This is a genomic window from Kitasatospora saccharophila (assembly GCF_039529925.1).
Lineage (GTDB): Bacteria > Actinomycetota > Actinomycetes > Streptomycetales > Streptomycetaceae > Kitasatospora > Kitasatospora saccharophila.
This window is the reverse complement of the sequence record NZ_BAAANS010000063.1, coordinates 13,584-37,592: the sequence shown is the minus strand read 5'-3', so window position 1 is coordinate 37,592 and position 24,009 is coordinate 13,584. Positions and strand designations below refer to the sequence as shown.

20 protein-coding genes, 2 pseudogenes and 1 riboswitch are annotated in these 24,009 nt (G+C 75.3%); of the genes and pseudogenes, 10 read left to right on the top strand and 12 right to left on the bottom strand.

Annotated features, from left to right (window positions below; genetic code table 11):
- Window positions 1-781: 781 nt before the first annotated feature.
- The 3 genes from ABD345_RS32900 (at window position 782) to ABD345_RS32890 (ending at window position 2,841) form a co-directional block, all read left to right on the top strand.
- Window positions 782-973 carry a hypothetical protein gene (locus ABD345_RS32900; RefSeq protein ID WP_344557549.1) on the top strand — a complete coding sequence of 64 codons (192 nt, stop codon included), beginning with the start codon at window positions 782-784 and terminating at the stop codon, window positions 971-973.
- Window positions 946-1,314, top strand: coding sequence for a hypothetical protein (locus tag ABD345_RS32895; protein ID WP_344557548.1), 369 nt, complete (start codon window positions 946-948; stop codon window positions 1,312-1,314). Before ABD345_RS32900 ends, ABD345_RS32895 begins: the two co-directional genes overlap by 28 nt.
- Window positions 1,315-1,407: 93 nt before the next feature.
- Window positions 1,408-2,841 (top strand): IMP dehydrogenase, encoded by a 1,434-nt coding sequence (locus ABD345_RS32890; RefSeq protein ID WP_344557547.1) that lies wholly within the window; start codon window positions 1,408-1,410, stop codon window positions 2,839-2,841.
- Between the two features lie 28 nt (window positions 2,842-2,869).
- On the opposite strand, the gene ABD345_RS32885 is transcribed toward ABD345_RS32890, so the two are convergent.
- From ABD345_RS32885 to ABD345_RS32860, 6 genes are all read right to left on the bottom strand, one after another.
- A complete protein-coding gene (locus ABD345_RS32885; protein WP_344557546.1) occupies window positions 2,870-3,406 on the bottom strand; it encodes a hypothetical protein in 537 nt (178 codons plus the stop codon).
- Between the two features lie 92 nt (window positions 3,407-3,498).
- Entirely contained in the window at window positions 3,499-4,218 is a 720-nt protein-coding gene (locus ABD345_RS32880) for an SDR family oxidoreductase (RefSeq protein ID WP_344557545.1), read from the bottom strand.
- Between the two features lie 4 nt (window positions 4,219-4,222).
- On the bottom strand, window positions 4,223-5,173 hold the full coding sequence (locus tag ABD345_RS32875) for a cucumopine synthase-related protein (RefSeq protein ID WP_344557544.1): 951 nt from the start codon (window positions 5,171-5,173) through the stop codon (window positions 4,223-4,225).
- A gap of 61 nt (window positions 5,174-5,234) precedes the next feature.
- On the bottom strand, window positions 5,235-6,374 hold the full coding sequence (locus tag ABD345_RS32870; protein ID WP_344557543.1) for a cytochrome P450: 1,140 nt from the start codon (window positions 6,372-6,374) through the stop codon (window positions 5,235-5,237).
- A gap of 1,008 nt (window positions 6,375-7,382) precedes the next feature.
- Window positions 7,383-7,979: an SDR family oxidoreductase gene (locus ABD345_RS32865; RefSeq protein ID WP_344557557.1), complete on the bottom strand. Its 597-nt coding sequence runs from the start codon at window positions 7,977-7,979 to the stop codon at window positions 7,383-7,385.
- Window positions 7,862-8,467 carry a TetR/AcrR family transcriptional regulator gene (locus ABD345_RS32860; RefSeq protein ID WP_344557542.1) on the bottom strand — a complete coding sequence of 202 codons (606 nt, stop codon included), beginning with the start codon at window positions 8,465-8,467 and terminating at the stop codon, window positions 7,862-7,864. Before ABD345_RS32860 ends, ABD345_RS32865 begins: the two co-directional genes overlap by 118 nt.
- Window positions 8,468-8,623: 156 nt before the next feature.
- Here ABD345_RS32860 and ABD345_RS32855 point away from each other — a divergent pair.
- Window positions 8,624-9,301: pseudogene (locus ABD345_RS32855) on the top strand (crotonase/enoyl-CoA hydratase family protein); the annotation flags it as partial.
- On the opposite strand, the pseudogene ABD345_RS40375 reads toward ABD345_RS32855, so the two are convergent.
- Window positions 9,299-9,739 (bottom strand): annotated as a pseudogene (locus ABD345_RS40375) (MmgE/PrpD family protein); the annotation flags it as partial. The pseudogenes ABD345_RS32855 and ABD345_RS40375 overlap by 3 nt on opposite strands.
- Before the next feature lie 350 nt (window positions 9,740-10,089).
- Between ABD345_RS40375 and ABD345_RS32850 the strand changes: the two are divergent.
- Together ABD345_RS32850 and ABD345_RS32845 are read left to right on the top strand one after the other, a co-directional pair.
- Window positions 10,090-10,491, top strand: coding sequence for an alcohol dehydrogenase catalytic domain-containing protein (locus ABD345_RS32850; protein WP_344557540.1), 402 nt, complete (start codon window positions 10,090-10,092; stop codon window positions 10,489-10,491).
- Window positions 10,488-11,252 (top strand): VOC family protein, encoded by a 765-nt coding sequence (locus ABD345_RS32845; protein WP_344557538.1) that lies wholly within the window; start codon window positions 10,488-10,490, stop codon window positions 11,250-11,252. The genes ABD345_RS32850 and ABD345_RS32845 overlap by 4 nt, the downstream gene beginning before the upstream one ends.
- A 52-nt stretch (window positions 11,253-11,304) precedes the next feature.
- On the opposite strand, the gene lnt is transcribed toward ABD345_RS32845, so the two are convergent.
- Window positions 11,305-12,864, bottom strand: coding sequence for an apolipoprotein N-acyltransferase (lnt, locus tag ABD345_RS32840; protein ID WP_344557536.1), 1,560 nt, complete (start codon window positions 12,862-12,864; stop codon window positions 11,305-11,307).
- A 111-nt stretch (window positions 12,865-12,975) separates the two neighbouring features.
- Window positions 12,976-16,584: a cobaltochelatase subunit CobN gene (gene cobN / locus ABD345_RS32835; protein ID WP_344557535.1), complete on the bottom strand. Its 3,609-nt coding sequence runs from the start codon at window positions 16,582-16,584 to the stop codon at window positions 12,976-12,978.
- A 216-nt stretch (window positions 16,585-16,800) separates the two neighbouring features.
- A riboswitch (cobalamin riboswitch) is annotated at window positions 16,801-16,865 on the bottom strand.
- 248 nt (window positions 16,866-17,113) lie between these two features.
- Between cobN and ABD345_RS32830 the strand changes: the two genes are divergently transcribed.
- Genes ABD345_RS32830 through ABD345_RS32820 form a run of 3 tightly spaced genes read left to right on the top strand, consistent with a single transcriptional unit; the run spans window position 17,114 to window position 20,558 of the window.
- Window positions 17,114-18,328 (top strand): hypothetical protein, encoded by a 1,215-nt coding sequence (locus tag ABD345_RS32830; protein WP_344557534.1) that lies wholly within the window; start codon window positions 17,114-17,116, stop codon window positions 18,326-18,328.
- On the top strand, window positions 18,325-18,951 hold the full coding sequence (locus tag ABD345_RS32825) for a precorrin-8X methylmutase (RefSeq protein WP_344557533.1): 627 nt from the start codon (window positions 18,325-18,327) through the stop codon (window positions 18,949-18,951). Before ABD345_RS32830 ends, ABD345_RS32825 begins: the two co-directional genes overlap by 4 nt.
- Window positions 18,948-20,558, top strand: coding sequence for a precorrin-2 C(20)-methyltransferase (locus ABD345_RS32820; protein WP_344557532.1), 1,611 nt, complete (start codon window positions 18,948-18,950; stop codon window positions 20,556-20,558). Before ABD345_RS32825 ends, ABD345_RS32820 begins: the two co-directional genes overlap by 4 nt.
- A 19-nt stretch (window positions 20,559-20,577) precedes the next feature.
- Here the strand turns inward: ABD345_RS32820 and ABD345_RS32815 are convergent, their stop codons facing one another.
- Window positions 20,578-21,318, bottom strand: a complete 741-nt coding sequence (locus ABD345_RS32815; RefSeq protein WP_344557531.1) for a cobalt-precorrin-6A reductase — start codon at window positions 21,316-21,318, stop codon at window positions 20,578-20,580.
- A 318-nt stretch (window positions 21,319-21,636) separates the two neighbouring features.
- On the opposite strand from ABD345_RS32815, the gene ABD345_RS32810 reads away from it, so the two are divergent.
- A complete protein-coding gene (locus ABD345_RS32810) occupies window positions 21,637-22,806 on the top strand; it encodes a cobalt-precorrin-5B (C(1))-methyltransferase (RefSeq protein WP_344557530.1) in 1,170 nt (389 codons plus the stop codon).
- On the opposite strand, the gene ABD345_RS32805 is transcribed toward ABD345_RS32810, so the two are convergent.
- Together ABD345_RS32805 and ABD345_RS32800 are read right to left on the bottom strand one after the other, a co-directional pair.
- Window positions 22,796-23,206 (bottom strand): RidA family protein, encoded by a 411-nt coding sequence (locus ABD345_RS32805; RefSeq protein WP_344557529.1) that lies wholly within the window; start codon window positions 23,204-23,206, stop codon window positions 22,796-22,798. The two genes, ABD345_RS32810 and ABD345_RS32805, sit on opposite strands and share 11 nt — an antisense overlap.
- Window positions 23,207-23,238: 32 nt before the next feature.
- Window positions 23,239-23,997, bottom strand: a complete 759-nt coding sequence (locus ABD345_RS32800) for an IclR family transcriptional regulator (protein WP_344557528.1) — start codon at window positions 23,995-23,997, stop codon at window positions 23,239-23,241.
- Between the last annotated feature and the right edge of the window lie 12 nt (window positions 23,998-24,009).

The window sequence follows — 24,009 nt, the reverse complement described above, 5'->3', positions numbered from 1 at the left end:
GCCACCGGGGCCGTCGGCGGGTCCGACCGGTGCGCGGACGCGTTCCGTCAACTCGTCGAAGATCCCCGGGACTTCGGTGCGCGTGCCCGCACCGTGAAAACAGCCGGCCATGGCAGCGGTCCTTCTCCTCCGTACGTGGGCTCGCCCGGAGTTCGTTCCCGTGCGGGGAGCGGCGATGCCCCGGAGCGCGGCAGCGCGCGTCAATCATCGGCCCGGTGTTAAGAATTCCTTCCACCGGAGAACCGGGAAGCCGACGAGGGGACTTCGAAGCGCCGGGTGGTTCTGCCGCAGGGCGGCCGGACCGCGCGCCGCCGCCGGTCCGGCAGGGCTGAGGCACGGAGTCGTCCTGCGCCGGGCCGTGGTCGTCGCCGGCCCTGAACAGGTGTTTCGCCTCGGCTTCGGGGCTCGTGTCCGGCCGCGGGCCGGGCCCTCCCCCCACCGAGCCGGAGGTTCCGGAGACTGCTCGTCGCGAGGCGGGCCACGGCTTCGGAGCGGGCCGGGAGAGCCTCGCGGCCGCGGGCGGGACGGCGGTGCGCCATGAGCCGCCCCCGTTCCGGCCTTGACAACCGGCCGCGGTATCGCCAGCGTCTTCGTCCCCGGCCACTCCGCCGGCTTCCGTCACTCCACCCGGTTCCCTCGGCCCGCCCCGCGTCCGCCGCTCCTCGCCGGCCCGTGCGCCGTCCACGCGACACCCGACAACCGTTCCCGCGTCACCCCGGGCGATGCGGTACGCCCCGGGAAGACGCGGCCCCACCAGGTTCCAACACCCGGAGGACTCCCCGTGCACACCGACACACTGCGCCGCCGCACCACGGTGGCCCTCGCGACGGCGGCGCTGACCAGCGCCCTCCTCGCCGGCTCCGCCCACGCCGCCCCGCTGGACGCCACCTGCGTCGGCACCGACACCACCACCTACACCCCCGGGCTGACCAACACCCCCGGAGCGTGGCCATCGCCGGCACGATCAGCCTGACCTGCCTCTCCGCGTCCCACCCCGCCATCACCGCCGGCACCATCAGCGGCGGCGGCACCGCCCCCGAACTGACCTGCGCCGTCCTGGAGCAGCCGTCCTCCGGTTCTTCCACCATCGCCTGGAACGACGGCTCCCACAGCGCCTACACCTACAGCACCGCCCTCGGCCCCGGGACCTCCGGCACCCAGGTCCTCACCGTCACGGGCACCGTCGCCTCCGGCACCTTCACCGGCGACGGCCTGCTCATCACCGTCGTCTTCGCCAACGCCGACCTCACCGCCTGCGACAGTCCCGGCGGCCTCACCAGCCGCAGCGGACCCGCCACCCTCCTCCTCTCCTGAACGTCCACCGCCACCTGCCGCCCGTCGGCACCGGAGGGCGGCGGCGAGGAACAGCACCGCGTGACAGCAGATCCGACGAGCAGGGAGAAGGGCATGCGCTTCATCAGCGGCGAGAACCCGCCGTACGAACTGACCTTCGCCGATGTGTTCCTGTTGCCGCAGGACTACGCGGGGGGCTCCCGACAGTCGGTGGACATCACCCCCACCGACCCGCTGCCCACCACCTTGCCGCTCGTGGCCGCCGACATGCTGGCGGTGACCGGCCGGCGCACGGCCGAGACGCTGGCTCGGCGCGGCGGGGTGGCGGTCCTCTCCCACGACCTGGCCGAGCGCGACGTGCGGGAGTGCATCGACTCGGTCAAGGCCGCGCACCCGGTCTGGCAGTCGGCCCCGGCCGTGTGCGCCGACACCCGGGCCGCGGACGTGCGGCACCTGGCGGACGCCCACGGGCACGGCTTCACCGTGGTGACCGACGGTTCGGCACACGCGGTGGGGACGGTGCCCGCCGGGCGTCTGAGGGCGGCGCAGGGCCACGAGCGGCTGGGGGACCTCGCCGTCGACACCCCCGTCCTCGACCCCGGAACCCCGCTCCGGGACGCCTTCGCGTTCCTGACCGAGCGGGGCGCCGACGTCGCCCTCGTGCACCGCCCCGGGCACCCGGGCACCATCGCCACACCACGGGGAACGGTGCGGTCCCTGGTCTTCCCACCCGCCCTGGACGACTCCGGCCGCCTGCTCACCGCCGTGGCGGTCGGCATGACCGGTGACGCGGCGGGGCGGGCGGAGCGCTGCGCGGCCCACGGCGCCGACGTGGTGGTGCTGCACACGCCCCACGCCGCCCAGGCGCCCGCCCGCGAGGCGGTGGCACGACTGCGCGAACGCATCGGCGACCGCGTCCTCGTCGCCGGTGTCGCCGTCACCGGGGAGGCCACCGAAGCCCTGATCGGCGCGGGTGCCGACGTCGTCAAGGTGGGTCTGGGCGGTGGCGCGATGTGCACGACCCGGATGATGACCGGCGTGGGGCGGCCGCAGTTCACCGCCGTCCAGGAGTGCGCCCGAGCCGCCCGTGCCCTGGGGCGGACGGTCTGGTCCGACGGCGGGGTGCGCCACCCCCGTGACGTGGTACTGGCCCTGGCCGCGGGCGCGTCCTCCGTCATGGTGGGCTCGTGGTTCGCCCGGACCCTGGAGAGCCCCCCGCCGCTGCTGCGCGGTGCGGCGGGGGAGCCGTACAAGGAGTCCTTCGGCATCGCGTCGAAGAAGGCCGTGGCCGACCGGTCCGCGCGCATGGAGCCGCTGGAGCGCGAACTGGCCTCCTACTTCGACGAGGGCCTGAGCACGAGCAGGCTCGGGATCGACCCGGAGCAGCCGGGACTGGAGGACGTCATCGACCGCATCGCAGCCGGACTGCGCAGCGGCTGCACCTACACGGGGGCCACCTCGCTCGCCGAACTCCACGAGCGGGCCGTGATCGGCCTGCAGTCCGGCGCCGGATACGCCGAGGGCGCCGCCCTCCCCCGTGGATGGTGACGCGGTGCGGCCGGTCCGCCGGGTCGGCTCAGGGCAGGATCGACAGGGTCGCCGTACCCGTCTGGGAGGACACGCCGGCGCCTGCGCAGGCCGTCAGGCTGAGTGCGGGCAGCACGATCACCCGAGTGGCGAGGCTCCCCTGGCCGAGTCCCGCGGTGACGCTGCCGAGCGAAGTGACGGTCGTGGTCCCGTCGACGGCACGGACCACGTTGCTCACGGTGAAGGTGATCGTCGAGGTGGCCGAGGTGTCCCACGTGTAGGTGGTCACCGCGGTGTGCGCGGGCTGGGCGGTGAGCAGGCAGCCGGCGTCCTCGGCGAAGACTGCGCTGGTGCTTCCGCTGCTCACTGCGGTCGACAGCGACGTGCAGCTGTAGTTCTCCGTGATGCTCGCCGACGTGGGCTGCGTGGTGTTGGTCATCGCCGGGCTGTAGGAGGCGGTCTGGCTTCCCACGGCGCAGGTGATGTCGACCGGTGAGGCATGAGCGGCCGTGGAGAGGCCCAACAGGCCCCCGACCAGGCCGACGGCGAGCGATGAGGTGACTGCTGCACGCGGCGGGAACGTCATCTTGACCTTCTTTCCGAGGTGGGTGGAGCACGACGAGCGAAACCGGACGGAGTGGATGGTGGTGCGGGTGGGCCCGGGGCCTGCGGACGGAGTCAGGGTTTTCCGCCGTCGATGACGATCTCGGTGCCGGTGAGATAGCTCGCGGCGGGTGAGAGGCAGAAGGCGGCGGTGCGGCCGAACTCCTCGGGCCGGCCGTAGCGGCGCAGGGCGGTGCCCGAGGAGCTCTCGCCGGGTCCGAGAGGCGCCCCTTCGGTGGGGAAGCGGCCCGGGAGCAGGGACAGGACGCGGACGCCGCGGGGACCGAGTTCGGCGGCGAGGCTGCGGGCGGCCATCGCCAGCCCCGGGCGCAGCCCGGTGGAGAGTGCGAAGCCGGGGAGCGGGGACCTGGCGGAGGTGGACAGGAGAAGGGCGAGTGCCCCGTCGGCGGGCAGCGCGGGGACGACGGCCCTGGCGCACCGCAGCACGGCGAGGAACAGCAGTTCGAAGTGGGCGCGCCAGTCCTGGTCGCCGGCGTCGAGGACGGTGCCGCGGCTACTGCTCCCGGTTCCGAGCAGGGCTCCGTCGAGTCGGCCGAAGGCCCGGTGGGCAGCCTGGACGAGCAGCTCCGGCGTGGCCGGGGCCAGGAGGTCGGCGGCAACGCCCACCGCGTGCCCCGGGGGGAGCCGGTCGACGGCCCGGTGCAGGCGGTCGGGGTCGCGTGCGCACAGCACGACCCTGGCGCCCTCGTCCGCCAGAGCCCGCGCGGTGGCGAAGCCCAGTCCGCTGCTCGCCGCGGTGAGCAGGTAGCAGCGGCCGTCGAGTCCGAGGTCCACGGTCTCAGCGGTCCGAGTCCGGGGGGAGGGCGAAGCGGTGTTCCTCCCCGTGCCGCCAGGGGAAGTAGTGAAGGGCCCAGCGGCGCAGGCAGTTGACGTACAGGGCGAGGGCGGCCGTCACCGATCGGAACTCCTCCTTGGTGCGCAGGGCGGGCAGGACGCGGTGGGTGCGGTGCACGAGGTCGTGGAGGTCGTGGAAGCCGCAGTGGCCGAGGAAGTCGGTCTGCATGGCGGTGAGCCGCGGCAGCAGCGCGCGCAGCGCGCCGACGGGGACGTCCGGGTCGAAGGTGGCGGCGACGAGCGGGTTGAGGGTGGTGGAACCGAGCAGCCGCAGTTCCCCGTTGACGTAGACCAGGGTGGAGAAGTACTGGCCGCGGCTGCCGAGCGGGACGTCTCCCCGGTGCAGGGCGAGGAGGTCGGGGGGCGGGGTGAGCCAGGCGCGTTCGGTGTGCGCGTGGAGGGCGTCGAGGAGGGCTTGGGCGTCGGGGTCGGCGACGCCGGGCTGGCGGGGCAGCTGCCAGTGGCCGGCGTCGCCGCCGTGGCGGGTGACGCGCACTTCGAGGACCTGCTTGGTCCGGTAGACCGATTCCCAGGACCGTTCGGCGACCTGGCGCAGGGTCGCGAGGTCTTCTTCGGGGACGCGGGCGATACGGGCGCATACGGTGGGTTCGAGGAGTGGCGCGTACTTGATCAGCAGGTGTTGGAGCCGGGAGAGGTAGACGCTGCCGTCGGGGGCGAGGCTGCGGTCCTCGGCGGTCCGGTGCGGGGCGTGGACGGGTTCGGAGCCCGGGGCGAGGTGGTAGAAGTGGCCGTCGGCCACGACGGCGTGGCTCTGGACGCTGCGGTAGGGGAGCATGTCCCACCAGACGCGGGCGAGTTCGGGGTTGAGGTCTTCGGTGAGGATCGCGGTGACCTTCGCGTCGAGGGCGGGCCAGGCGATGTCCACGCGTTTCACGGCTTCCTCCGGGGGAGGCGGGGCCGGGGCCGGCGGGCGGGCCGGAAGTCCGGCGGGCGGGTCAGGACGGGTGTCGGGGGCCGAGGGCGGCCGGGACCCGGGCGGGGCCGCGGAAGACGCTGGTGCGGCCGGAGCGGTGGGCGGGGTCGTCACCGGAGGTGCGCGCGCCGGGGAACCGGAGGGCGAGGGTGGAGAGCAGGGCGTCGGCCAAGGCGTACACGAGTGGCACGCCGATGCAGCGGTGGGCTCCGTGGCCGAACTGGAGGTGGCGGTTGGGCGTGCGCTCCGGATCGAGGCGCGCGGGGTCGGGAAAGACGGCGGGATCACGGTCGGCCAGGGCGAGCGAGACGATCACGATGTCGCCGGCCGAGACCGGGGTGCCGGCCAGGACGGTGTCGGTGCGGGCGAAGCGCCACACCCCGCGCACGATCGGACCGTCGAGCCGCAGGTATTCGTCGGTGACCAGACGGCGGCCGCGCGGCGTGCGGCAGCGTGCGGACCAGTCCTCCCGGGAGAGGACGCCCAGCAGGAGCGTGGCGAGGAAGTCGGTGGTGCTGCGGCGCCCGGCCCCGTACATCTGCAGCAGGACGTCGGCCCACTCGTCCGACGGCGCGTCACCGCGCAGCCCCGCGGCGGGCCGGCACCCGGGCTCCTCCGGCGGCGGGCCGGTACGGACGCGCCGCCGCAGTGCCCGGCGGGCCTCGGTGATCTCCGTCCGCGCGGCGGCGCCGGTCATCGGTTGCAGGAGGTGGTCGGCATGGGTGCGCAGCACGGTGTCGGTCTGGTGCGGGAGGCCGAGGAACTCTCCGAGGGTCTCGTCGACGAGCGGCTCCACCAAGGCGGTGACGAGGTCGGTGGTGTGCTGCGGGACCAAGGCGTCGACGAGTTCCGCGCACCGGTCCGCGGTGTGTCGGCGGAAGGCCGGAAGGACGCCGCCGGAGGACGCGCGCAGGGCTTCGGCACGCAGCCGGGTGTGGTCGGGCGGATCCTTGTCGATCAGGCCCAGGCGCATGGGCGACACGTACCGGGCCAGGTCCGGGTGCGCGTACCGCTGGTCGCTCGCGAGTTCGGGGGCGCCCAAGGCGGCGACGGCGGCCGTGTACGTGGTGACCCACCACACGTCGAACTGCTCGTACAGCCGTACGCGGACGACCGGTCCGACGCTCCGCAGGCCTTCCAGTACTGGGTAGGGGTCGATCAAGGACCCGGGGTCGTCGGACAGGTGGCGGACCGGGCACCGCTGATCACGGTCCGCCGGAGCACCTGTTGTCTCCTGGCACATGAGTTGGTCCCGTCGAGGATGAGGACGGAGCCCAGCGGGCCGGCGTCCACCAGTGGCGTGCCGGACACCCGCTCACCTCTCCGTCCGTGCTGACAGCGCCGTCATTCACCGGCGACGACGGAATCGAGCCGTCCTGCCGCCTGCACGTCCTTCCGAGTAGAGGCTGTTCCGTCTTGCTGTTCAACCGACCACCCCGCGAGCGAGACGGGTGGAGCAGGCGTTCCCGCGCCACCGCCGTGACCATGGCATCCAGAACACCCGGACCGCCGGGGGTGGTTCACTCAGGCCGTGCGAAGGGCCGGGTGCCGGAAGAAGCTCCCACGCCTGGGTGCTCGGGCCGGGAACCGCGAGGTGAGGCCGGATCAGGTGGATCCGCCCGCTGCACGGGTGCGCAGGAGGCCCGATGCCGTGCTCGCCGTGCGTCACGACCGGAGGGACGTTCCCATGGTGACTCGTCGAAGGTCCGGTGACCAGCAGCCCGGTGTCGGATCCTCGCTAAGTTCCACGGGTGTGTTAAGGAGCGGTTCTCCCACTCGTCCCGGTGAGCACCCCGCCTCGGACCGCCGGCCGCCGTCATCCCTCGATCTTCGTGCCGGCACCGGCCGCATGTGCCGTGCTCGCGGCCGCGAAGCCACTGTGCGCCCGCGTCCTGGGGTGACGGGCCCCCTCCACCTTGTTCCCGACCTGTGGAAACACCCGAGGTCGACGGTCAGGCGCCTGTCCGGCTCGTGGTCGGGCGGTCGGTGTTCGCCGTCGCGGACCGGCGGATCGTGGCCGAGTGCTCCCGCAGGCGTGCCATGGTCAACTCGGCCTCGGCCAGTTCGTCCGGGAGCAGGTAGACCGCGCGGGGGCGCCAGTGTCCTGCTGGGACATCTCGACTTCGAGTCCGATCAGGCCGGGGTGCTTTGTGGACGTCATGTCGGGAGCTCAACGGTGGTTCCGGGTAGCAGGACCATGGCACCGGGGTGCGGTGCCGGTGGCGTGTGCCCCGCCGTCGACGTGGAGGATCTGGCCGGTGGTGGCGGGCAGCAGGTCGGAGAGCAGGGTGACGCAGGCGAGGCCGACGGGGTGGGGGTCCTTGGGGTTCCAGGACAGCGGGGCACGGGCGGTGAAGTCGGCGGCGATGGCGGCGGAGTGGGGTTCGCCGGCGGCGGCGACGGTGCGCAGCGGGCCGGCGGCGACGAGGTTGACGCGGATGCGGCGGGGGCCGAGTTCGGCGGCGAGGTAGCGGGCGGCGGCTCCCAGTCCGGCTTTGGCGACGCCCATCCAGTCGTAGCCGGGCCAGGTGCGGGTGGCGTCGAAGTCGAGGGCGACGATCGAGCCGGGGCCGGTCATCAGCGGCAGGACGGCGTGGGTGACGGCGGGCAGGGTGTGGGTGGAGGCGTGCAGGACGGGGCCGGCCCGGGTCAGCGGGCGGGGCGCCGCACGACGCCGCGCGGGCGGTACTCCACGATCGTCAGGGCCAGGCTGACGTACCGCTCCACCAGGTCGTCCTCGCCGAGTTCGCCGCCGGGGCGGTACCACTGGGCGACCGCGTTGCACATCGCGATGACGGCGCGGCGGGCGTCGTCGGGGTGCGGGGTGGTGAAGACGCCCTGGTCGAGGCCGGCCTGGATGATGCCGGCCCACTGCTGGGTGGCCCCGGCGATGCGGGCCTCGTAGGCGGCCAGGTGCTCCGGTTCCAGGCTGCGCTGCTCGGTGATGGTGATGCTGCTCTTGGCGGGGTGCTCGGCGCGGAACCGGACGGTGGCCTCCACCAGGGCGGCGAGCCGCTCGGCCGGGTCGTCCCCCGCCTGCTCCAGCGCCTGGTCGCAGGAGTGGAAGTACTCGTCCATGCCCTCGTCGATGATCGCCCGCAGCAGCTCCTGCTTGCCGGGGTAGTAGTGGTACAGGGCGGACAGGCTCATGCCGGAGCGGCGGGCGATGTCCCGGATCGAGGTGGCGCCGTAGCCGCGCTCGGCGAACTCCTGCCGGGCCGTCTCGATGATCAGCTTCTGGGTGGTGGAGCTCATCCGGGTGCGTCCTCGCGGTTCCTGGGCGTTTCGCCCTCCGATCATAGGGGCGCCGCCGTCCCGGGCCCGCCCGTGCACGGGACGGCCGCCGGGGTGGCCTGCGCCGCACGGGGGTGGACAGGGCGGCACCGCCGTTCTGGTTTAACGATCGTTCGAATGGTCGTTTGGCTGATCCCCGCACTCCTGGGGGCCCCCGTGTCCGATGCGGTTCTGACCGAGTACGGCGACGGCGTCGCCGTGATCACCGGCACCGGCGGCACGTTCTGCGCGGGCATGGACCTCAAGGCGTTCCTGCGCGGCGAGCGCCCCGTGGTCGAGGGCCGGGGCCTGGCCGGGCTCACCGAGGCGCCACCCGCCAAGCCGCTGATCGCCGCGGTCGAGGGCCACGCGCTGGCCGGCGGCTGCGAGATCGTCCTCGCCTGCGACCTGGTGGTCGCCGCCGAGGGCGCCCGGTTCGGCCTCCCCGAGGTCAAGCGCGGCCTGGTCGCCGCCGCCGGCGGGCTGATGCGCCTGCCCGAGCGGATCCCGCGCCAGGTCGCGATGGAACTCGCCCTCACCGGCGGTTTCCTGGACGCCCCCAGGGCGCACGCCCTCTGCCTGGTCAACCGGCTCACCGCGAACGGCGGCGCGCTGGCCGGCGCCCGCGCCCTCGCGGCCGAGATCGCCGCCAACGGCCCGCTCGCCGTCCGGGCCACCAAGCGGATCGTCACCGAGGCCCCCGGCTGGCCCGCCGCCGAACGCTGGCGACGCCAACGCGCCCTGATCGACCCGGTGTTCGCCTCCGAGGACGCCAAGGAGGGCCCGCGCGCCTTCGCCGAGAAGCGCGCCCCCCGCTGGACCGGCCGCCGCCAGCCGCGCCGCCCGGACGCCCGCCTCCGCGGCGAAGCCCACCTGGAGCGCCTTGGCGTCGGTCCCGAACGCCCGCTGCACGCCGCCCGCCGCGGGCAGCGCCAGGGCGATCGCCCGGGCCAGGCCGTCGGCGTCCAGCCCGAGGGAGAGCCCGGCCGCGACGGCCGCCGCCGGGGCCCCGGCGGTGCAGGCGGCGTGCCAGCCCGAGGTGTAGTGCGCCCAGCCCAGCGCGCTGCCGAGCCGGGCCATCACGCCCGCGCCCGCGAGGTAGCCGCGGGCGTCGCCGGCCGCGGCCAGCACGGCGGGGACGCAGACCGTGCTGATGTGGGTGGTCGACGGCAGGTGCAGGTCGTCGAAGTCCAGGACGTGCGCCACCGCGGCCCAGCGGGCGGCGTCCGGCAGCGAGGCGGCGAGCGCGGCCATCGGGTGCTCCCGGGCGGCCAGGGCGACCGCCACGGTGTCCCGCAGCGCCCGCTCGGCCAGCAGCAGGTCCTCGGGGGAGGGGGTGAACTCGGCGGCCCACCGGGCCAGCCTCTGCGCGCTCTGCACCATGCGGACTCCTGACGCGCGCTCGGGTGATCGAACGATCGTTAAATTATCAGGTCGGGCCCCCGGCGCGGGAGGGACGGGCGTCACACCGCGCCGGCACCGCACCCGTCCGCCGGCCCGCCCGGGGGTGCACCCCGCCGTTCGGCCCACCGGCGCGCCCGCTACCCGCCGGTACCCCGGCAAGGTGGGGAGGGAGGAGCGGAGAGCGGAGAGGAAGGCAGCGGATGGTGAAGGCATTCGGGTTCGTCGGGTACGGCGGGCCGGAGCAGCAGGAGTTCCTGGACCGGCCGACGCCCGCCCCCGGCCCCGGCACGCTGCGGATCAGGGTGGTGGCGGCCGGGGTCAACCCGGCGGACTGGAAGAAGCGGCAGGGCCGCTTCGGCACCGACGCCGCCCCGCCGGTGGTCATGGGCAGCGAGGCGGCCGGCGTGGTGACCGCCCTCGGCGCGGACGTCCGGGGCTTCCGGGGCGGCGACGAGGTGTTCGGCACCACCCCCGACGGCGCCTTCGCCGAGGAGGCGCTGCTCACCGCCCGCTACCCGCTGGAACGCGCCGCCGAGGCGATGGCCGAGGTGGAGGGCGGACACGCCCGAGGGAAACTGATCCTGGAGATGAGCCGACCGTGAAGATCACCGAACCGAGCCCCGGCGCGCCCTGCTGGGTCGAACTCGCCACCAAGGACCCGGCCGCCGCCAAGGTCTTCTACCACGAGCTGTTCGGCTGGCGCGCCGAGGTGGTCCCCGACGAGAAGGCCATGGGCTACACCAAGCTCTACCTGGGCGATCAGCTCGTCGCCGGACTCAGCGGGCTGATGCAGCCCGACCAGCCCACCGCCTGGACGATCGGTTTCCACACCGCCGACACCGACATCACCGCCGACGAGGTCGCCGACGCCGACGGCAAGGTGATCGTCCCGCCGACCGTCGCCCTGGACTGGGGGCGGTTCGCCGTCGCCGCCGACCCCACCGGCGCGGTCTTCTCCACCTGGGAGCCCGCCGCCCTGCGCGGCGTCGACCTGCGCGACGAGCCCGGCGCCCTCGGCTGGGTCGAACTCGCCACCCGCGACCCGCGCGCCGCCGCCGAGTTCTACGCCCGGGTGTTCGGCTGGAGCGTCAACACCGGTGAGATGTACACCCAGTTCGGCCTGGGCGGACGCGACTTCGGCGGCATGATGGACATGTCCGACCAGTTCCCGGCCGAGGTCGCGCCCTACTGGATGCCGTACTTCGCGGTCGCCGACGTCGACCTCGGCGCCGAACGCGCCGCCCTGCTCGGCGCCACCGTCACCCTCCCGCCCACCGACGTCCCCGACGGGCCCCGGCTGGCCGTGCTGCACGACCCGCAGGGCGCGCTCTTCGGCATCCACGCGGCGGAGGCGGCGCGGTAGGAGGAGCGGAAGAGGGCCGCCCCGGGGTCGGGGCGGCCCTCCGTGCGCGGGGTCAGACCCGGGCGGGCGGGGCGCCGGCGGGGGTCGCGGACGGCGGCGGTCCCGGGCGGCGGCGTTCGCGCAGCACCGGCGCGGCGGCGCACACCGCGGCCGTCAGCACCACCGCCAGCGCCGTCAGCGGCACCCAGTCGCCCAGCCGCACGTACCAGGTGCGGGCCGCCGGATCGGCCAGCGCCAGCCGGACCGTCACCGCGCCCGACCCGTCGGTGTCCATCCGGACCAGCCGCCGCCCCTGCGCGTCGTACGCCACCGACTCGCCGGTCAGGGCGGCCTGCACCACCGGGCGGCCGGTCTCCGCGGCCCGCAGCGCCCCCAGCGAGGCGTGCTGGGCGGGCGCCCAGGTGGACTGGAAGGTGGAGGTCGCGGACTGGTAGACGATCAGCTCGGCGCCCTGCCGGGCCGCGGTGCGCGACATGTCGGGGAACGCGGACTCGAAGCAGATCAGCGCGCCCACCGGCAGCGCCCGCCCGCCGCGGTCCACCACCGGCAGCAGGTGCACCGAGCTGCCGGGCACCCGGTTCTCGCCCGCGGCCGCGCTCACCCCGGCGATCCAGCCCAGCAGCGGGCGCAGCGGGATGTACTCGCCGAACGGCACCAGCCGGATCTTGCGGTAGCGCGCCAGCACGCCCGAACCGTCCACCAGCACCGCGTCCTTGGAGATCCGGCCGTCCGCCTTCCGGGCGTCCTCGCCGACCAGCAGCTGCGCCCCGGTGGCGCTGGACAGCGCGGCCAGCCGGGCCACCGTGTCCGGCTGCCGGTCCAGGTCCTCGGTGGTCGAGCTCTCGCCCCACACGACCAGGTCCACCGGACGGGCGGCCAGGGTACGGGTGATCCGCACGTTCGCCTCCAGCCGGGCCCGCTCGTCCGGGGTCGGGCCCGCCTGCACCAGCGCCACCGTCGCCGCGCCCGAGGTCGCCGGGGCGGCCTGCGCGGCGAACGCCAGCGGGCCCGCCAGCAGCGCGGCCAGCGCCGCCGTCCCGGCCAGCGCGCGCACCCGCAGCCCGTGCGCGCGGAGCAGCACCAGCAGCGCCGTGTTCGCCGCGACCAGGACCCAACTGACCAGCCACACACCGCCGATGGAGGCCAGGCCGAGCACCGCCGGGTGCTCCCACTGGGTGGCGCCCAGCAGTGCCCACGGCCCGCCCAGCGCGTGCCAGGAGCGGGCGTACTCGGCGCACACCCACACCGCGGGCAGCACCGCCAGCGCCGCCGCCGTGCGGCGCGGCGTCGGCTCGCCGTGCAGCAGCCACCAGGCGGCCAGGCCGAACGGCGCCTGCAGCACGCCGAACAGCACGGCCAGCACCGGCAGTGCGGGGCCGATCGACGGCACCAGCCAGTACATCCCGGTGAGGATGAACCCCGCGCCGAACCACCAGCCGCGCACCGCGGCCTCGCGGGGCCCGGCCGCGGCCCGCATCAGCAGCAGGCCCGGTACCAGCGCCGCCCAGGCCAGCCAGGCCAGGCCCGCGCCGGGGAAGGTCAGGACGGGCAGCGCGCCCGAGGCCAGCGCGCCGTAGCGGGCCGGTCGGGTGAGGGCGGTTCGCAGGTTCATGGGCAGATTGTCCGTCCGGCCGGGCCGGAAGGCACCCCTATTCGATCATCGGCATGTCAAGGTCGCCCCCAGCCTGCCCGGATCCCGCCCGTTCACTCGCTCGGGGCGCCGTCACTCGCCCTCCAGGTCGCCCTCGGTCTCCAGCAGCACCTGCCGCAGCCCGTCCAGCAGCGCCGGGTCCGGCTCCGCCCACAGGCCGCGCCCGGCGGCCTCCAGCAGGCGTTCGGCGATGCCGTGCAGGGCCCACGGGTTGGCCTCGGCGAAGAACTCGCGGTTGACCGGGTCGAGCACGTACTCCTCGGTCAGCTTCTCGTACATCCAGTCGGCGACCACGCCGGTGGTCGCGTCGTAGCCGAACAGGTAGTCGACGGTCGCGGCCATCTCGAACGCGCCCTTGTAGCCGTGCCGGCGCATCGCCTCCAGCCAGCGCGGGTTGACCACCCGGGCCCGGAAGACCCGGGCCGCCTCCTCGGTCAGGGTGCGGGTGCGCACCGTCTCCGGGCGGGTGGAGTCGCCGACGTACGCGGCCGGGGCGGCGCCGGTCAGCGCCCGCACGGTGGCCACCATGCCGCCGTGGTACTGGAAGTAGTCGTCCGAGTCGGCGATGTCGTGCTCGCGGGTGTCGGTGTTCTTCGCCGCCACGGTGATCCGCCGGTACGCGCTCTCCATCTCCTCGCGCGCGGGCCGCCCGTCCAGGCCGCGCCCGTACGCGTAGCCGCCCCACACCGTGTACACCTCGGCCAGGTCGGCGTCGGTGCGCCAGTCCCGGCTGTCGATCAGCTGCAGCAGGCCCGCGCCGTAGGTGCCCGGGCGGGAGCCGAACACCCGTACCGTGGCCCGGCGTTCGTCGCCGTGCTCGGCCAGGTCGGCCTGCACGTGGGCCCGGACGAAGTTCTCCGACTCCGGCTCCTCCTGGCGGGCGGCGAGCCGGACCGCGTCGTCCAGCAGCGCCACCACGTGCGGGAAGGCGTCCCGGAAGAAGCCGGAGATGCGCAGCGTCACGTCGATCCGCGGCCGGCCCAACTCGGCGAGCGGGACCGGCTCCAGGCCGGTGACCCGGCGCGAGGCGTCGTCCCACACCGGGCGGACGCCGAGCAGCGCGAACGCCTCCGCGATGTCGTCGCCCGCGGTGCGCATCGCGCTGGTGCCCCACAGGGACAGGCCCACCGAGGGCGGGAACTGCCCGTCGTTGTCGGCCCGGTAGCGCTCGAGCAGGGACGCGGCCAGCGCCTGGCCGGTCTCCCAGGCGAGCCGGGACGGGACGGCCTTCGGGTCCACCGAGTAGAAGTTGCGGCCGGTGGGGAGCACGTTGACCAGCCCGCGCAGCGGCGAGCCGGAGGGCCCGGCCGGGACGAAGCCGCCCCGCAGGGCGTGCAGCACCGCGTCCAACTCGTCGGTGGTGGCGGCCAGTCGGGGCACCAGCTGGGTGGCGGCGAAGGCCAGCACCTCGGCGACGGCGGAGGGCAGGCCGGCGGAGACCTTCGCCACCGCGGCCGGGTCCCAGCCCTCGGCCTCCATCGCCTCGACCAGCGCACGGGCCCGCGCCTCGGCCGCGTCCGCCGCGCCCAGGGTCGGCGCCGCCTCGTCCAGGCCCAGCGCCTCGCGCAGGCCCGGCAGCGCGCTCACGCCGCCCCAGATCTGCCGGGCCCGCAGGATCGACAGCACGAGGTTCACCCGGTCGGTGCCGGTCGGGGCCTGGCCCAGCACGTGCAGGCCGTCGCGGATCTGGGCGTCCTTCACCTCGCACAGCCAGCCGTCGACGTGCAGCAGGAAGTCGTCGAAACCGTCGTCCTCCGGCCGCTCCGCCATGCCCAGGTCGTGGTCCAGCTTGGCGGCCTGGATCAGCGTCCAGATCTGCGCCCGGATCGCGGGCAGCTTCGCCGGGTCCATCGCCGCGATGTTCGAGTGCTCGTCGAGGAGCTGCTCCAGCCGGGCGATGTCGCCGTAGGAGTCGGCGCGCGCCATCGGCGGCACCAGGTGGTCCACCAGCGTGGCGTGCGCCCGGCGCTTGGCCTGGGTGCCCTCGCCCGGGTCGTTCACCAGGAACGGGTAGACCAGCGGCAGGTCGCCGAGGGCCGCGTCCGGGCCGCACTCGGCGGACAGCGCCGCGGTCTTGCCCGGCAGCCACTCCAGGTTGCCGTGCTTGCCCAGGTGCACCACCGCGTGCGCGCCGAAACCGCCGTCCGCGCGGTCCGCCGCGATCCACCGGTAGGCCGCCAAGTAGTGGTGGCTGGGCGGCAGATCGGGGTCGTGGTAGATCGCCACCGGGTTCTCGCCGAACCCGCGCGGCGGCTGGACCAGCACCAGCAGGTTGCCCGAGCGGATGCCCGCCAGCACCAGGTCGCCGTCCGGGTTCCGGGAGCGGTCCACGTACAGCTCGCCCGGCGCCGGGCCCCAGTGCTCCTCCACCCGCTCGCGCAGCGCCGCCGGGAGGGTGGCGTACCAGCGGCGGTAGTCGGCGGCCGGGATCCGCACCGGGTTGCGGGCCAACTGCTCCTCGGTCAGCCACGCCTGGTCGTAGCCGCCGGCCTCGATCAGCGCGTGGATCAGCGCGTCGCCCTCGTGGCCGTTCTCCGTGTCCGTGTGGAAGCCCGGCAGGGCGTCGCCCAGGTCCATGCCCTCCGCGCGCAGCCGCTCCAGCAGCCGGACCGCCGACGCCGGGGTGTCCAGGCCCACCGCGTTGCCCACCCGGGCGTGCTTGGTCGGGTACGCCGACAGCACGAGGGCCAGGCGGCGCTCGGCCGCCGGGGTGTGCCGCAGCCGCGCGTGCCGCACCGCGATGCCCGCCACCCGGGCCGCCCGCTCCGGGTCGGCCGCGTACACCGTCAGCCCGTCCTCGTCGACCTCCTTGAACGAGAACGGGACGGTGATCAGCCGGCCGTCGAACTCCGGCACCGCCACCTGCGTCGCCGTGTCCAGCGGGGACAGCCCGTCGTCGCTGCCCTCCCACTGCGCCCGCGACCAGGTCAGGCAGAGCGCCTGCAGGATCGGCCGGTCCAGCGCGGCCAACTCGCCCGCGTCCCACGCCTCCTCGTCGCCGCCCGCCTGCGCGTCGGCCGGCCGGGTGCCGCCCGCCGCCAGCACGGTGGTCACGATCACGTCGGCCGCGCCCAGCTCCGCCAGCAGCTCCGGCTCCGCCCCGCGCAGCGAGGCGCAGAAGTACGCCCGCACCCGGGCCCCCCGGTCCTCGACCGCCCGGCACAGCGTCTCCACGAACGCGGTGTTCCCGCTCATGTGGTGCGCCCGGTAGTACAGCACCGCGACGGTCGGCCCCCCGCCGTCCCGCGCCTCGCGCTCCAGCGGGCCCCAGGACGGCGCCGAGGCCGGGGGCGCGAAACCGTGGCCGGTCAGCAGCACCGTGTCGGACAGGAACGCGCCCAGCTCCGCCAGGTTCGCCGGACCGCCGTGCGCCAGGTACGCGTGCGCCTCCGCCGCGATGCCCGCCGGGACGGTCGACAGCTCCATCAGCTGTGCGTCCGGCGCCTGCTCACCCGTCAGCACCACCACCGGCAGCGGGCCCGCCAGCAGCGCGTCCAACCCCTCCTGCCAGGCCCGGCGCCCGCCCAGCAGCCGCACCACCACCAGCTCCACGCCGGCCAGCAGCGCGGGCAGTTCCGCGGGCGACAGCCGCGCCGGGTTCGCCCAGCGGAACGGCACCGGGCCGTCCGCCGCCCGGGCGCTCAACAGGTCGGTGTCGGACGTCGACAGCAGCAGGATCATGCGGAAGCCCTCCCGGGCGTCTCGGACGGCACGGGGCGGGCAGGCGGCACGGGGCGGCCGAACGGTGCGGGGCGGGCGGGCGGCCCGGGCAGCGCGGGGCGGACGGCACGGGACGGCCCGGCGACGGCGGGCACCCGCCGGGACGCGGGCATGCGGCAGCGCATGGAACGGCCTTCCTCGGGGTCCTCGCCCCGGGCAGTGGAGGACGGCCGGAGTTCCTGGCTCCCGCGGCTCAGTGAGCCGCGGTCACAGTGGCGGGACCGCACCGGATTCGCACCGGACTTCCTCCGCTGTGCCGTCGCTGGCAGCGGACGCCCCGAGAGGCGCCCGCCAGCATCGTACGGGGTGATCGGCGATCGGGGGAGTGTGAGCTGCGACGCTGACCGAAACCCGACCACCCGCACCCCCGGACCCCGGCCCGCACCGCCCTGAGCTGCGCAATCACCGCCCCGGCCGGGGCCGGCACCCGGCGCCGGGTGTGACGCACGAGGCGGTGGCGCGCCCGCGGCCGATGGGTATGCTCGCCGCCATGCCACCCACACCCGACGCCGCCCAGGCACCCTCCGTCGGGCCCGACCGAGGCCGCGCCGACGCCTGCCCCGGCGCGCTCCGCCTGCACTCCGCCGAGGACGGGCACCTCGCCCGACTCCGGCTGCCCGGCGGCCACTTGACGCACCGTCAGATCCTCGCCGTGGCCGACGCCGCCGACGCGCTCGGCGACGGCGGCGCCGAGATCACCTCGCGCGGCAACCTCCAGCTGCGCGGCCTCGCCGCGGGCTGCGCCGCCGACCTCGCCGAACGGCTGCGCGCCGTCGGCCTGTTGCCCTCCGACACCCACGAACGCGTCCGTAACATCGCCGCCTCCCCGCTCGCCGGACTCGACGGCCGCGGCGCGGCCGGAAACCAACTGGCCGATTGGGTGAGGGAGTTGGACGAGGCGCTGTGCGCCGCGCGGTGGGCCGCCGGACTGTCCGGCAAGTTCCTGTTCGCCCTCGACGACGGCCGCGGCGACGTCGCCGCCCTCAACGCCGATGTGACCTTGATCGCAGTCGGCGGCGGCCGCGCCCTGCTCCGGCTCGGCCGCGCCCGCCGCGCCACCGCCGTCGACGCACCCGTGCCCGCCGCGCTCGACGCCGCCCGCCGCTTCCTCGACCTCGCCGCCGGACGCGCCTGGCACCCGCGCGAGATCCAGGCCGAACTGCCCGAGGGCGACGTCCCGCTACCCCCCTTCGCCGGCGAACGGCCCGCCCTCGGCGCGCTCACCGGCGCCCTCAGCGTCGGCGTGCGCCTCGGCCGGGCCGACAGCGCCCAGTGGCGGCTGCTCGCCGACACCCTCGGCACCGGGGAGAGCGCCCGGCTCACCCCCTGGCGCGGCGTCGTCCTGCCGCACGCCGACCCGGCCCGGCTGCCGGACCTGGCCGCCGCCGGACTGCGCACCACCCCCGGCGGCCCCTGGGAGGGCGTCACCGCCTGCACCGGCCTGCCCGGCTGCAACAAGTCCCTCGCCGACGTCCGCGCCCAGGCCGCCCGCGCCCACACCGACGTCCCCGCCGAGGGGCTCCCCGTCCACTGGTCCGGCTGCGCCCGCCGCTGCGGACACCCCGCCGGCCGCTGGGTCGACGTCCTGGCCACCGCGTCCGGACACCGCGTCACCGTCGACGGCACCGTCCGCGACACCGAAGAGAACGACACGGCCGAGGCAGTCGCCGAAGCCCGCAACGCCCAATGGCGGAGGCCCAAATGATCGACTACGAGAAGGACGGCGCGGCCATCTACCGCCAGTCGTTCGCCACCATCCGGGCCGAGGCGGACCTCGACCGGCTGCCCGCCGACGTCGCCCGGGTCGCCGTCCGGATGATCCACGCCTGCGGCATGACCGACCTGGTCGACGACCTGCTCTGGTCGCCGAACGCCGTCGCCGACGCCCGCCGCGCCCTGCTGGCCGGCGCGCCGATCCTGTGCGACGTCAACATGGTCGCCAGCGGCGTGACCCGCAAGCGGCTGCCCGCCGACAACGAGGTGGTCTGCACCCTCACCGACCCCGCCGTCCCCGAACTCGCCCGCGCCCTGGGCACCACCCGCAGCGCCGCCGCGATGGAACTCTGGCTGCCCCGCCTGGAGGGCGCCGTCGTCGCCGTCGGCAACGCCCCCACCTCGCTGTTCCGCCTGCTGGAGATGATCGAGGCCGGGGCGCCCCGCCCCGCCGCCGTCATCGGCGTCCCGGTCGGCTTCATCGGCGCCGCCGAGTCCAAGCAGGCCCTCGCCGACCACCCCTCCGCCCTGGAACACCTGGTGGTCCGGGGCCGCCGAGGCGGCAGCGCCATCGCCGCCGCCGCCATCAACGCGATTGCGAGCGAAGAAGAATGACGGGCAGTCAGAGGACCGGAAAGCTCTACGGCGTGGGCGTCGGACCCGGCGACCCGTCGCTGGTCACCGTGCGCGCCGCCGAACTCATCGGCAAGGCCGACGTCATCGCCTACCACTGCGCCCGGCACGGCCGCTCGCACGCCCGGGCCATCGCCGAGCGCTACCTGACCGGCGGCCAGCTCGAAGAGCGGCTGATGTACCCCGTCACGGTGGAGACCACCGACCACCCCGGCGGCTACCGCGGCGCCCTCGACGACTTCTACCGGGACGCCTCCGAACGGCTCGCCGCCCACCTCGACGCCGGACGCGACGTCGTCGTCCTCGCCGAGGGCGACCCGCTGTTCTACGGCTCCTACCAGCACATGCACAAGCGGCTCGCGCACCGCTACCCGACCGAGGTCGTCCCCGGCGTCACCTCGATCAGCGCCGCCGCCGCCCGCCTCGGCACCCCCCTGGTCGAGGCCGAGGAGATCCTCACCGTCATCCCCGGCACCCTCCCCGAGGAGGAGATCGCCGCCCGGCTCGCCGCCACCGACTCCGCCGTCGTCATGAAGCTCGGCCGCACCTTCCCCGCCGTCCGCCGCGCCCTGGAACGCGCCGGCCGGCTGGACGACGCCCGGTACGTGGAACGCGCCACCATGGACGGCGAGCGCACCGGGCGACTGGCCGACGTCGACCCCGACGGCGTCCCGTACTTCGCGGTCGCGGTGCTGCCCAGCAAGGTCGCCGCGCTCGACTCCGCCGGGCAGCCGTACGCGGCCCCGGCCGACGCGGCCCCGACCGACGCCACCCCGGCGGACGCCACTCCGGCGGACGAGGCCCCGGCCGACGCCACTCCGGCGGACGAGGCCCCGGCCGTCGGCGAGGTGGTCGTGGTCGGCACCGGGCCCGCCGGGCCGCTGTGGCTCACCCCCGAGGCGCGCGGCGCGCTGGCGAACGCCACCGACCTGGTCGGCTACACCACCTACCTGGACCGGGTGCCGGTGCGCGCCGGGCAGGTCCGGCACGGCTCCGACAACAAGGTCGAGGGCGTCCGGGCCGAGTTCGCGCTCGACCTGGCCCGGCGCGGACGCAGGGTCGCGGTGGTCTCCTCCGGCGACCCGGGCGTCTTCGCGATGGCCACCGCCGTCCTCGAAGCCGCCTGCGAGGACCCCTACCGGGACGTCCCGGTCCGGGTGCTGCCCGGCATGACCGCCGCGCACGCCGCCGCCTCCCGGGCCGGGGCGCCGCTCGGCCACGACTACGCCGTGATCTCGCTCTCCGACCGGCTCAAGCCCTGGGCGGCGATCGCCCGCCGGCTGCGCGCCGCCGCCGAGGCCGACCTGGTCCTGGCGCTCTACAACCCCGGCTCCCAGTCCCGCACCACGCAGGTCGGATCGGCCCGCGACCTGCTGCTGGAGCACCGCGCCCCGGACACCCCGGTGGTGCTGGCCCGGGACGTCGGCGGCCCCACCGAGCGGGTGCGCACCGTCACGCTCGCCGAACTCGACCCCGCCGAGGTCGACATGCGCACCCTGCTGCTGATCGGCTCCAGCCAGACCCGGCGGGTCGAGCGCGGCGGCGGACACGAAGTGGTGTGGACGCCGCGCCGCTACCCCGAGCAGTAGCAGGGGAGTTGACGGTGCGTCAGCCGCGCAGGCGCCGCAGCCAGTCGGCCGCCCCGGCGACGTCCGGGGCGGTGCGCACCCCCGCCGGGGCGGCCGGGCGCTCCACCACCACGACGGGCAGGCCGAGTTCGCGGGCCGCGGCCAGCTTCGGGGCGGTCGCGGCGCTGCCGCTGTCCTTGGTCACCAGCACCTCGATGCGGTGTGCGCGCAGCAGCGCCCGCTCCCCGTCCAGGGTGAACGGGCCGCGCTCCAGCAGGACTTCGGTGCGCGCGGGCACCGGCGGCGCCGGCGCCTCCACCGAACGCGCCAGGAACACCAGGCCGTCCAGGTGGGCGAACGCGGCGATGCCCTGGCGCCCGGTGGTCAGGAACACCCGGCTGCCGAGCGCGGGCAGCGCCTGCGCGGCGGCGGCCAGGTCGGGCACCCGGTGCCAGCGGTCGCCGTCCCGCGCCGTCCAGCTCGGGCGGCGCAGCGCCAGCAGCGGGACGCCGGTCTCCTCGGCGGCCAGCGCCGCGTTCCGGCTGATCCGCTCGGCGAACGGATGGGTGGCGTCCACCACCGCGTCCACCGCGTGGGCCCGCACCCAGGCGGCCAGCCCCGCCGGGCCGCCGAAACCGCCGATCCGGACCTCCCCGGCGGGCAGCCGCGGCCGCTCCACCCGCCCGGCCAGCGAACTGGTCACCCGCAGCGCCGGATCGGCCACCAGCACGTCCGCCAGCCGGCGGGCCTCGCCGGTGCCGCCGAGGATCAGGACGTGCATGCGGGCTCCCGGGCCGGTGCGATCAGGACACACCACCTTAGGCCCTGTCCGGCCGATCTTGCCGGGCGCGCGACGCCGGATCGCCCCCAGCCCCGAGGGGGGCTGGGAGGTGCCCCCTCCGCCTGGAAGCACCGGCCCCACACCCAAGTACATCCAGTACGAGGGCGTCGGGCCGGCACTCCCAGCCGGGCGCCCGACGCCGCACGCTGATCCGACAAGATCGACCGGACAGGGCCTAACCGGCCCGACCGGGCGCCCGACGGGGGCGGCGTGGGACGGTGGGGGCAGCGAGGAGCACGGGAGGACGAGGAGTGAGCGGTGAGTAGCGCGGCGCAGGACGGCCCGGTGGGCGGCGGGCGCGCGGGGCAGTTGCGCAGCAGCGGGCTGCGGCCCGGCTGGACGACGGGGGCGTGCGCGACGGCCGCGACCAAGGCGGCGTACACGGCGCTGCTCGGCGGCGGTTTCCCCGACCCGGTGGTGATCACGCTGCCCCGGGGTGAGCGGCCCGCGTTCGCGCTGGCGGTGGAGGAGTCGGCGCCGGGCCGGGCCACCGCCGGCGTGGTCAAGGACGCGGGCGACGACCCGGACGTGACGCACGGCGCGCTGGTGCGCTCCACCGTGCGGATCGGACCGCCGGGCAGCGGCGTGGTGTTCCGGGCCGGGCCGGGGGTGGGGACGGTGACCAAGCCGGGCCTGCCGCTGGCGGTGGGCGAGCCGGCCGTCAACCCGGTGCCGCGGCAGCTGATCCGCGCGGCGGTCGCCGAGGTGGCGGCGGAGTTCGGCGGGACCGGGGACGTGGAGGTGGAACTCTCCGTCGACCACGGCGAGGAGATCGCCCGGCACACCTGGAACCCGCGGCTGGGCATCCTCGGCGGCCTGTCCATCCTCGGCACCACCGGCATCGTCGTCCCGTACTCCTGCTCGGCCTGGATCGACTCGATCCGCCGTGGCATCGACGTGGCCCGCGCCGCCGGGCGCACCCACGTGGCGGGCGCCACCGGCTCCACCTCGGAGAAGGTGGTGGTCGCCGAGTACGGCCTGCCCGAGGACGCGCTGCTCGACATGGGCGACTTCGCCGGCGCCGTCCTGAAGTACCTGCGCCGGCACCCGGTGCCGCGCCTCACCGTCTGCGGCGGCTTCGCCAAGCTCTCCAAGCTCGCCGCCGGCCACCTCGACCTGCACTCCGGCCGCTCCCAGGTGGACAAGGCCGGGCTCGCCGCGCTGGCCAGGGAGGGCGGCGCCACCGAGGAGCTGGCCGCCCGGGTCGCCGCCGCCAACACCGCCCTGGAGGCCGTCCAGTCCTGCGCGGCGGCGGGCGTCCCGCTCGGCGACCTGGTGGCCGAACGGGCCCGCGCCACCGCGCTCGGCGTGCTGCTCGGCGCGCCCGTCACGGTCGACGTGATCTGCATCGACCGCGCGGGCACGATCGTCGGCCGGGCCGCCCCGAAGGGCCCCCGGTCGGACGGGGGAGCGCCGGTCAGCCGGTGACGACGGCCTGGGCGTCGATCTCCACCAGCATGGGCTCCTGGGGGAGTTCGACGAAGATCGTGGTGCGGCAGGGCTTCACGCCGCCCGGGGCGACGTTCTCCTCGATGAACTGGGCGTAGACCTCGTTCATCAGCGGGAAGTCGGCGCGCTTGGTCAGGTAGACGCGGAACATCACCACGTCCTCGATGGTGGCGCCGCCCGCCTCGACGATCGCCTTGACGTTCTCCAGCGTCCGCCGGGTCTGCGCCTTCACGTCGCCGTGGTACAGGTACTCGCCGGTCGCCGGGTCCTGCGGGCCCTGGCCGGAGACCTGCAGGATCGGGCCCTTGCGCACGCCCTGGGAGAACATCCAGGCCGGGGCGGGCGCGCCGTCGGTACGGACCTCGATCTTGTCGCTCATGTGACTTGCTCCATGGGGTAGTTGACGGTGGGTCAGTGATGGCTTCCGCGGGCCGGGAGGCCCGCGTCGGCGGAGATCGCCCGGGTGCAGGCGAGCAGCTGGGGGAGCAGGTCGAGCACCTGCTCGTAGGGGAGGACCACGTCCGGCACGGATATCGACGCGGCGGCCACCACCCGGCCCGAGGCGTCCCGGATCGGCGCGGCCACGCAGTTGATGAACGCCTCGTGCTCGGCGTGGTCCTGCGCCCAGCCCTGCGCGGCGACCTGGTCGAGCTCGGCCAGCAGCGCCTGCGGGCTGGTGAGGGTGTTCGGGGTGTGCACGGTGAACTCGACGCCGTCCACCACCCGGCGGCGCTCGGCCGGCGGCAGGTCGGCCAGCAGCACCTTGGCCACCGCCGTGTTGTGCAGCGCCGCCCGCAGGCCGATCCGCGAGTACATCCGCACCGGGTGCCGCGAGTCGTACTTGTCGATGTAGACCACCTCGCCGCCCTCGTACGCGGCCAGGTGCACGGTCTGGCCGGTCGCCGCGTTCAGCTCGGCGAGGTGCGGGGCGGCGGTGCGGCGGATGCCGCGCTGCTCCAGCGCGAGGCTGGAGAGCGCGAACAGGCCCGCCCCGAGGTGGTAGCGGTACTGGGCGTCGCGGTGGACGAAGCGTTCCTCCTCCAGGCTCTGCAGCAGCCGCAGCACGGTCGTCTTGTGGACGCCGATCAGCTCGGCCAGCTGGTCGAGGGAACGCTCGCCCTCGCCGAGTTCGGCGAGCAGGCGCAGGGCGCGGGTGACGGTCTGGCTCATGGGTGTCCCGAG

Excerpts from the sequence above, each read along its gene's own strand:
- ABD345_RS32890 (WP_344557547.1), top strand. The coding sequence starts at position 1,408 with ATGCGCTTCATCAGCGGCGAGAACCCGCCGTACGAACTGACCTTCGCC.
- ABD345_RS32885 (WP_344557546.1), bottom strand. The coding sequence starts at position 3,406 with ATGACGTTCCCGCCGCGTGCAGCAGTCACCTCATCGCTCGCCGTCGGC.
- ABD345_RS32860 (WP_344557542.1), bottom strand. The coding sequence starts at position 8,467 with ATGAGCTCCACCACCCAGAAGCTGATCATCGAGACGGCCCGGCAGGAG.
- ABD345_RS32850 (WP_344557540.1), top strand. The coding sequence starts at position 10,090 with ATGGTGAAGGCATTCGGGTTCGTCGGGTACGGCGGGCCGGAGCAGCAG.
- lnt (WP_344557536.1), bottom strand. The coding sequence starts at position 12,864 with ATGAACCTGCGAACCGCCCTCACCCGACCGGCCCGCTACGGCGCGCTG.
- cobN (WP_344557535.1), bottom strand. The coding sequence starts at position 16,584 with ATGATCCTGCTGCTGTCGACGTCCGACACCGACCTGTTGAGCGCCCGG.
- ABD345_RS32830 (WP_344557534.1), top strand. The coding sequence starts at position 17,114 with ATGCCACCCACACCCGACGCCGCCCAGGCACCCTCCGTCGGGCCCGAC.
- ABD345_RS32825 (WP_344557533.1), top strand. The coding sequence starts at position 18,325 with ATGATCGACTACGAGAAGGACGGCGCGGCCATCTACCGCCAGTCGTTC.
- ABD345_RS32820 (WP_344557532.1), top strand. The coding sequence starts at position 18,948 with ATGACGGGCAGTCAGAGGACCGGAAAGCTCTACGGCGTGGGCGTCGGA.
- ABD345_RS32815 (WP_344557531.1), bottom strand. The coding sequence starts at position 21,318 with ATGCACGTCCTGATCCTCGGCGGCACCGGCGAGGCCCGCCGGCTGGCG.
- ABD345_RS32805 (WP_344557529.1), bottom strand. The coding sequence starts at position 23,206 with ATGAGCGACAAGATCGAGGTCCGTACCGACGGCGCGCCCGCCCCGGCC.
- ABD345_RS32800 (WP_344557528.1), bottom strand. The coding sequence starts at position 23,997 with ATGAGCCAGACCGTCACCCGCGCCCTGCGCCTGCTCGCCGAACTCGGC.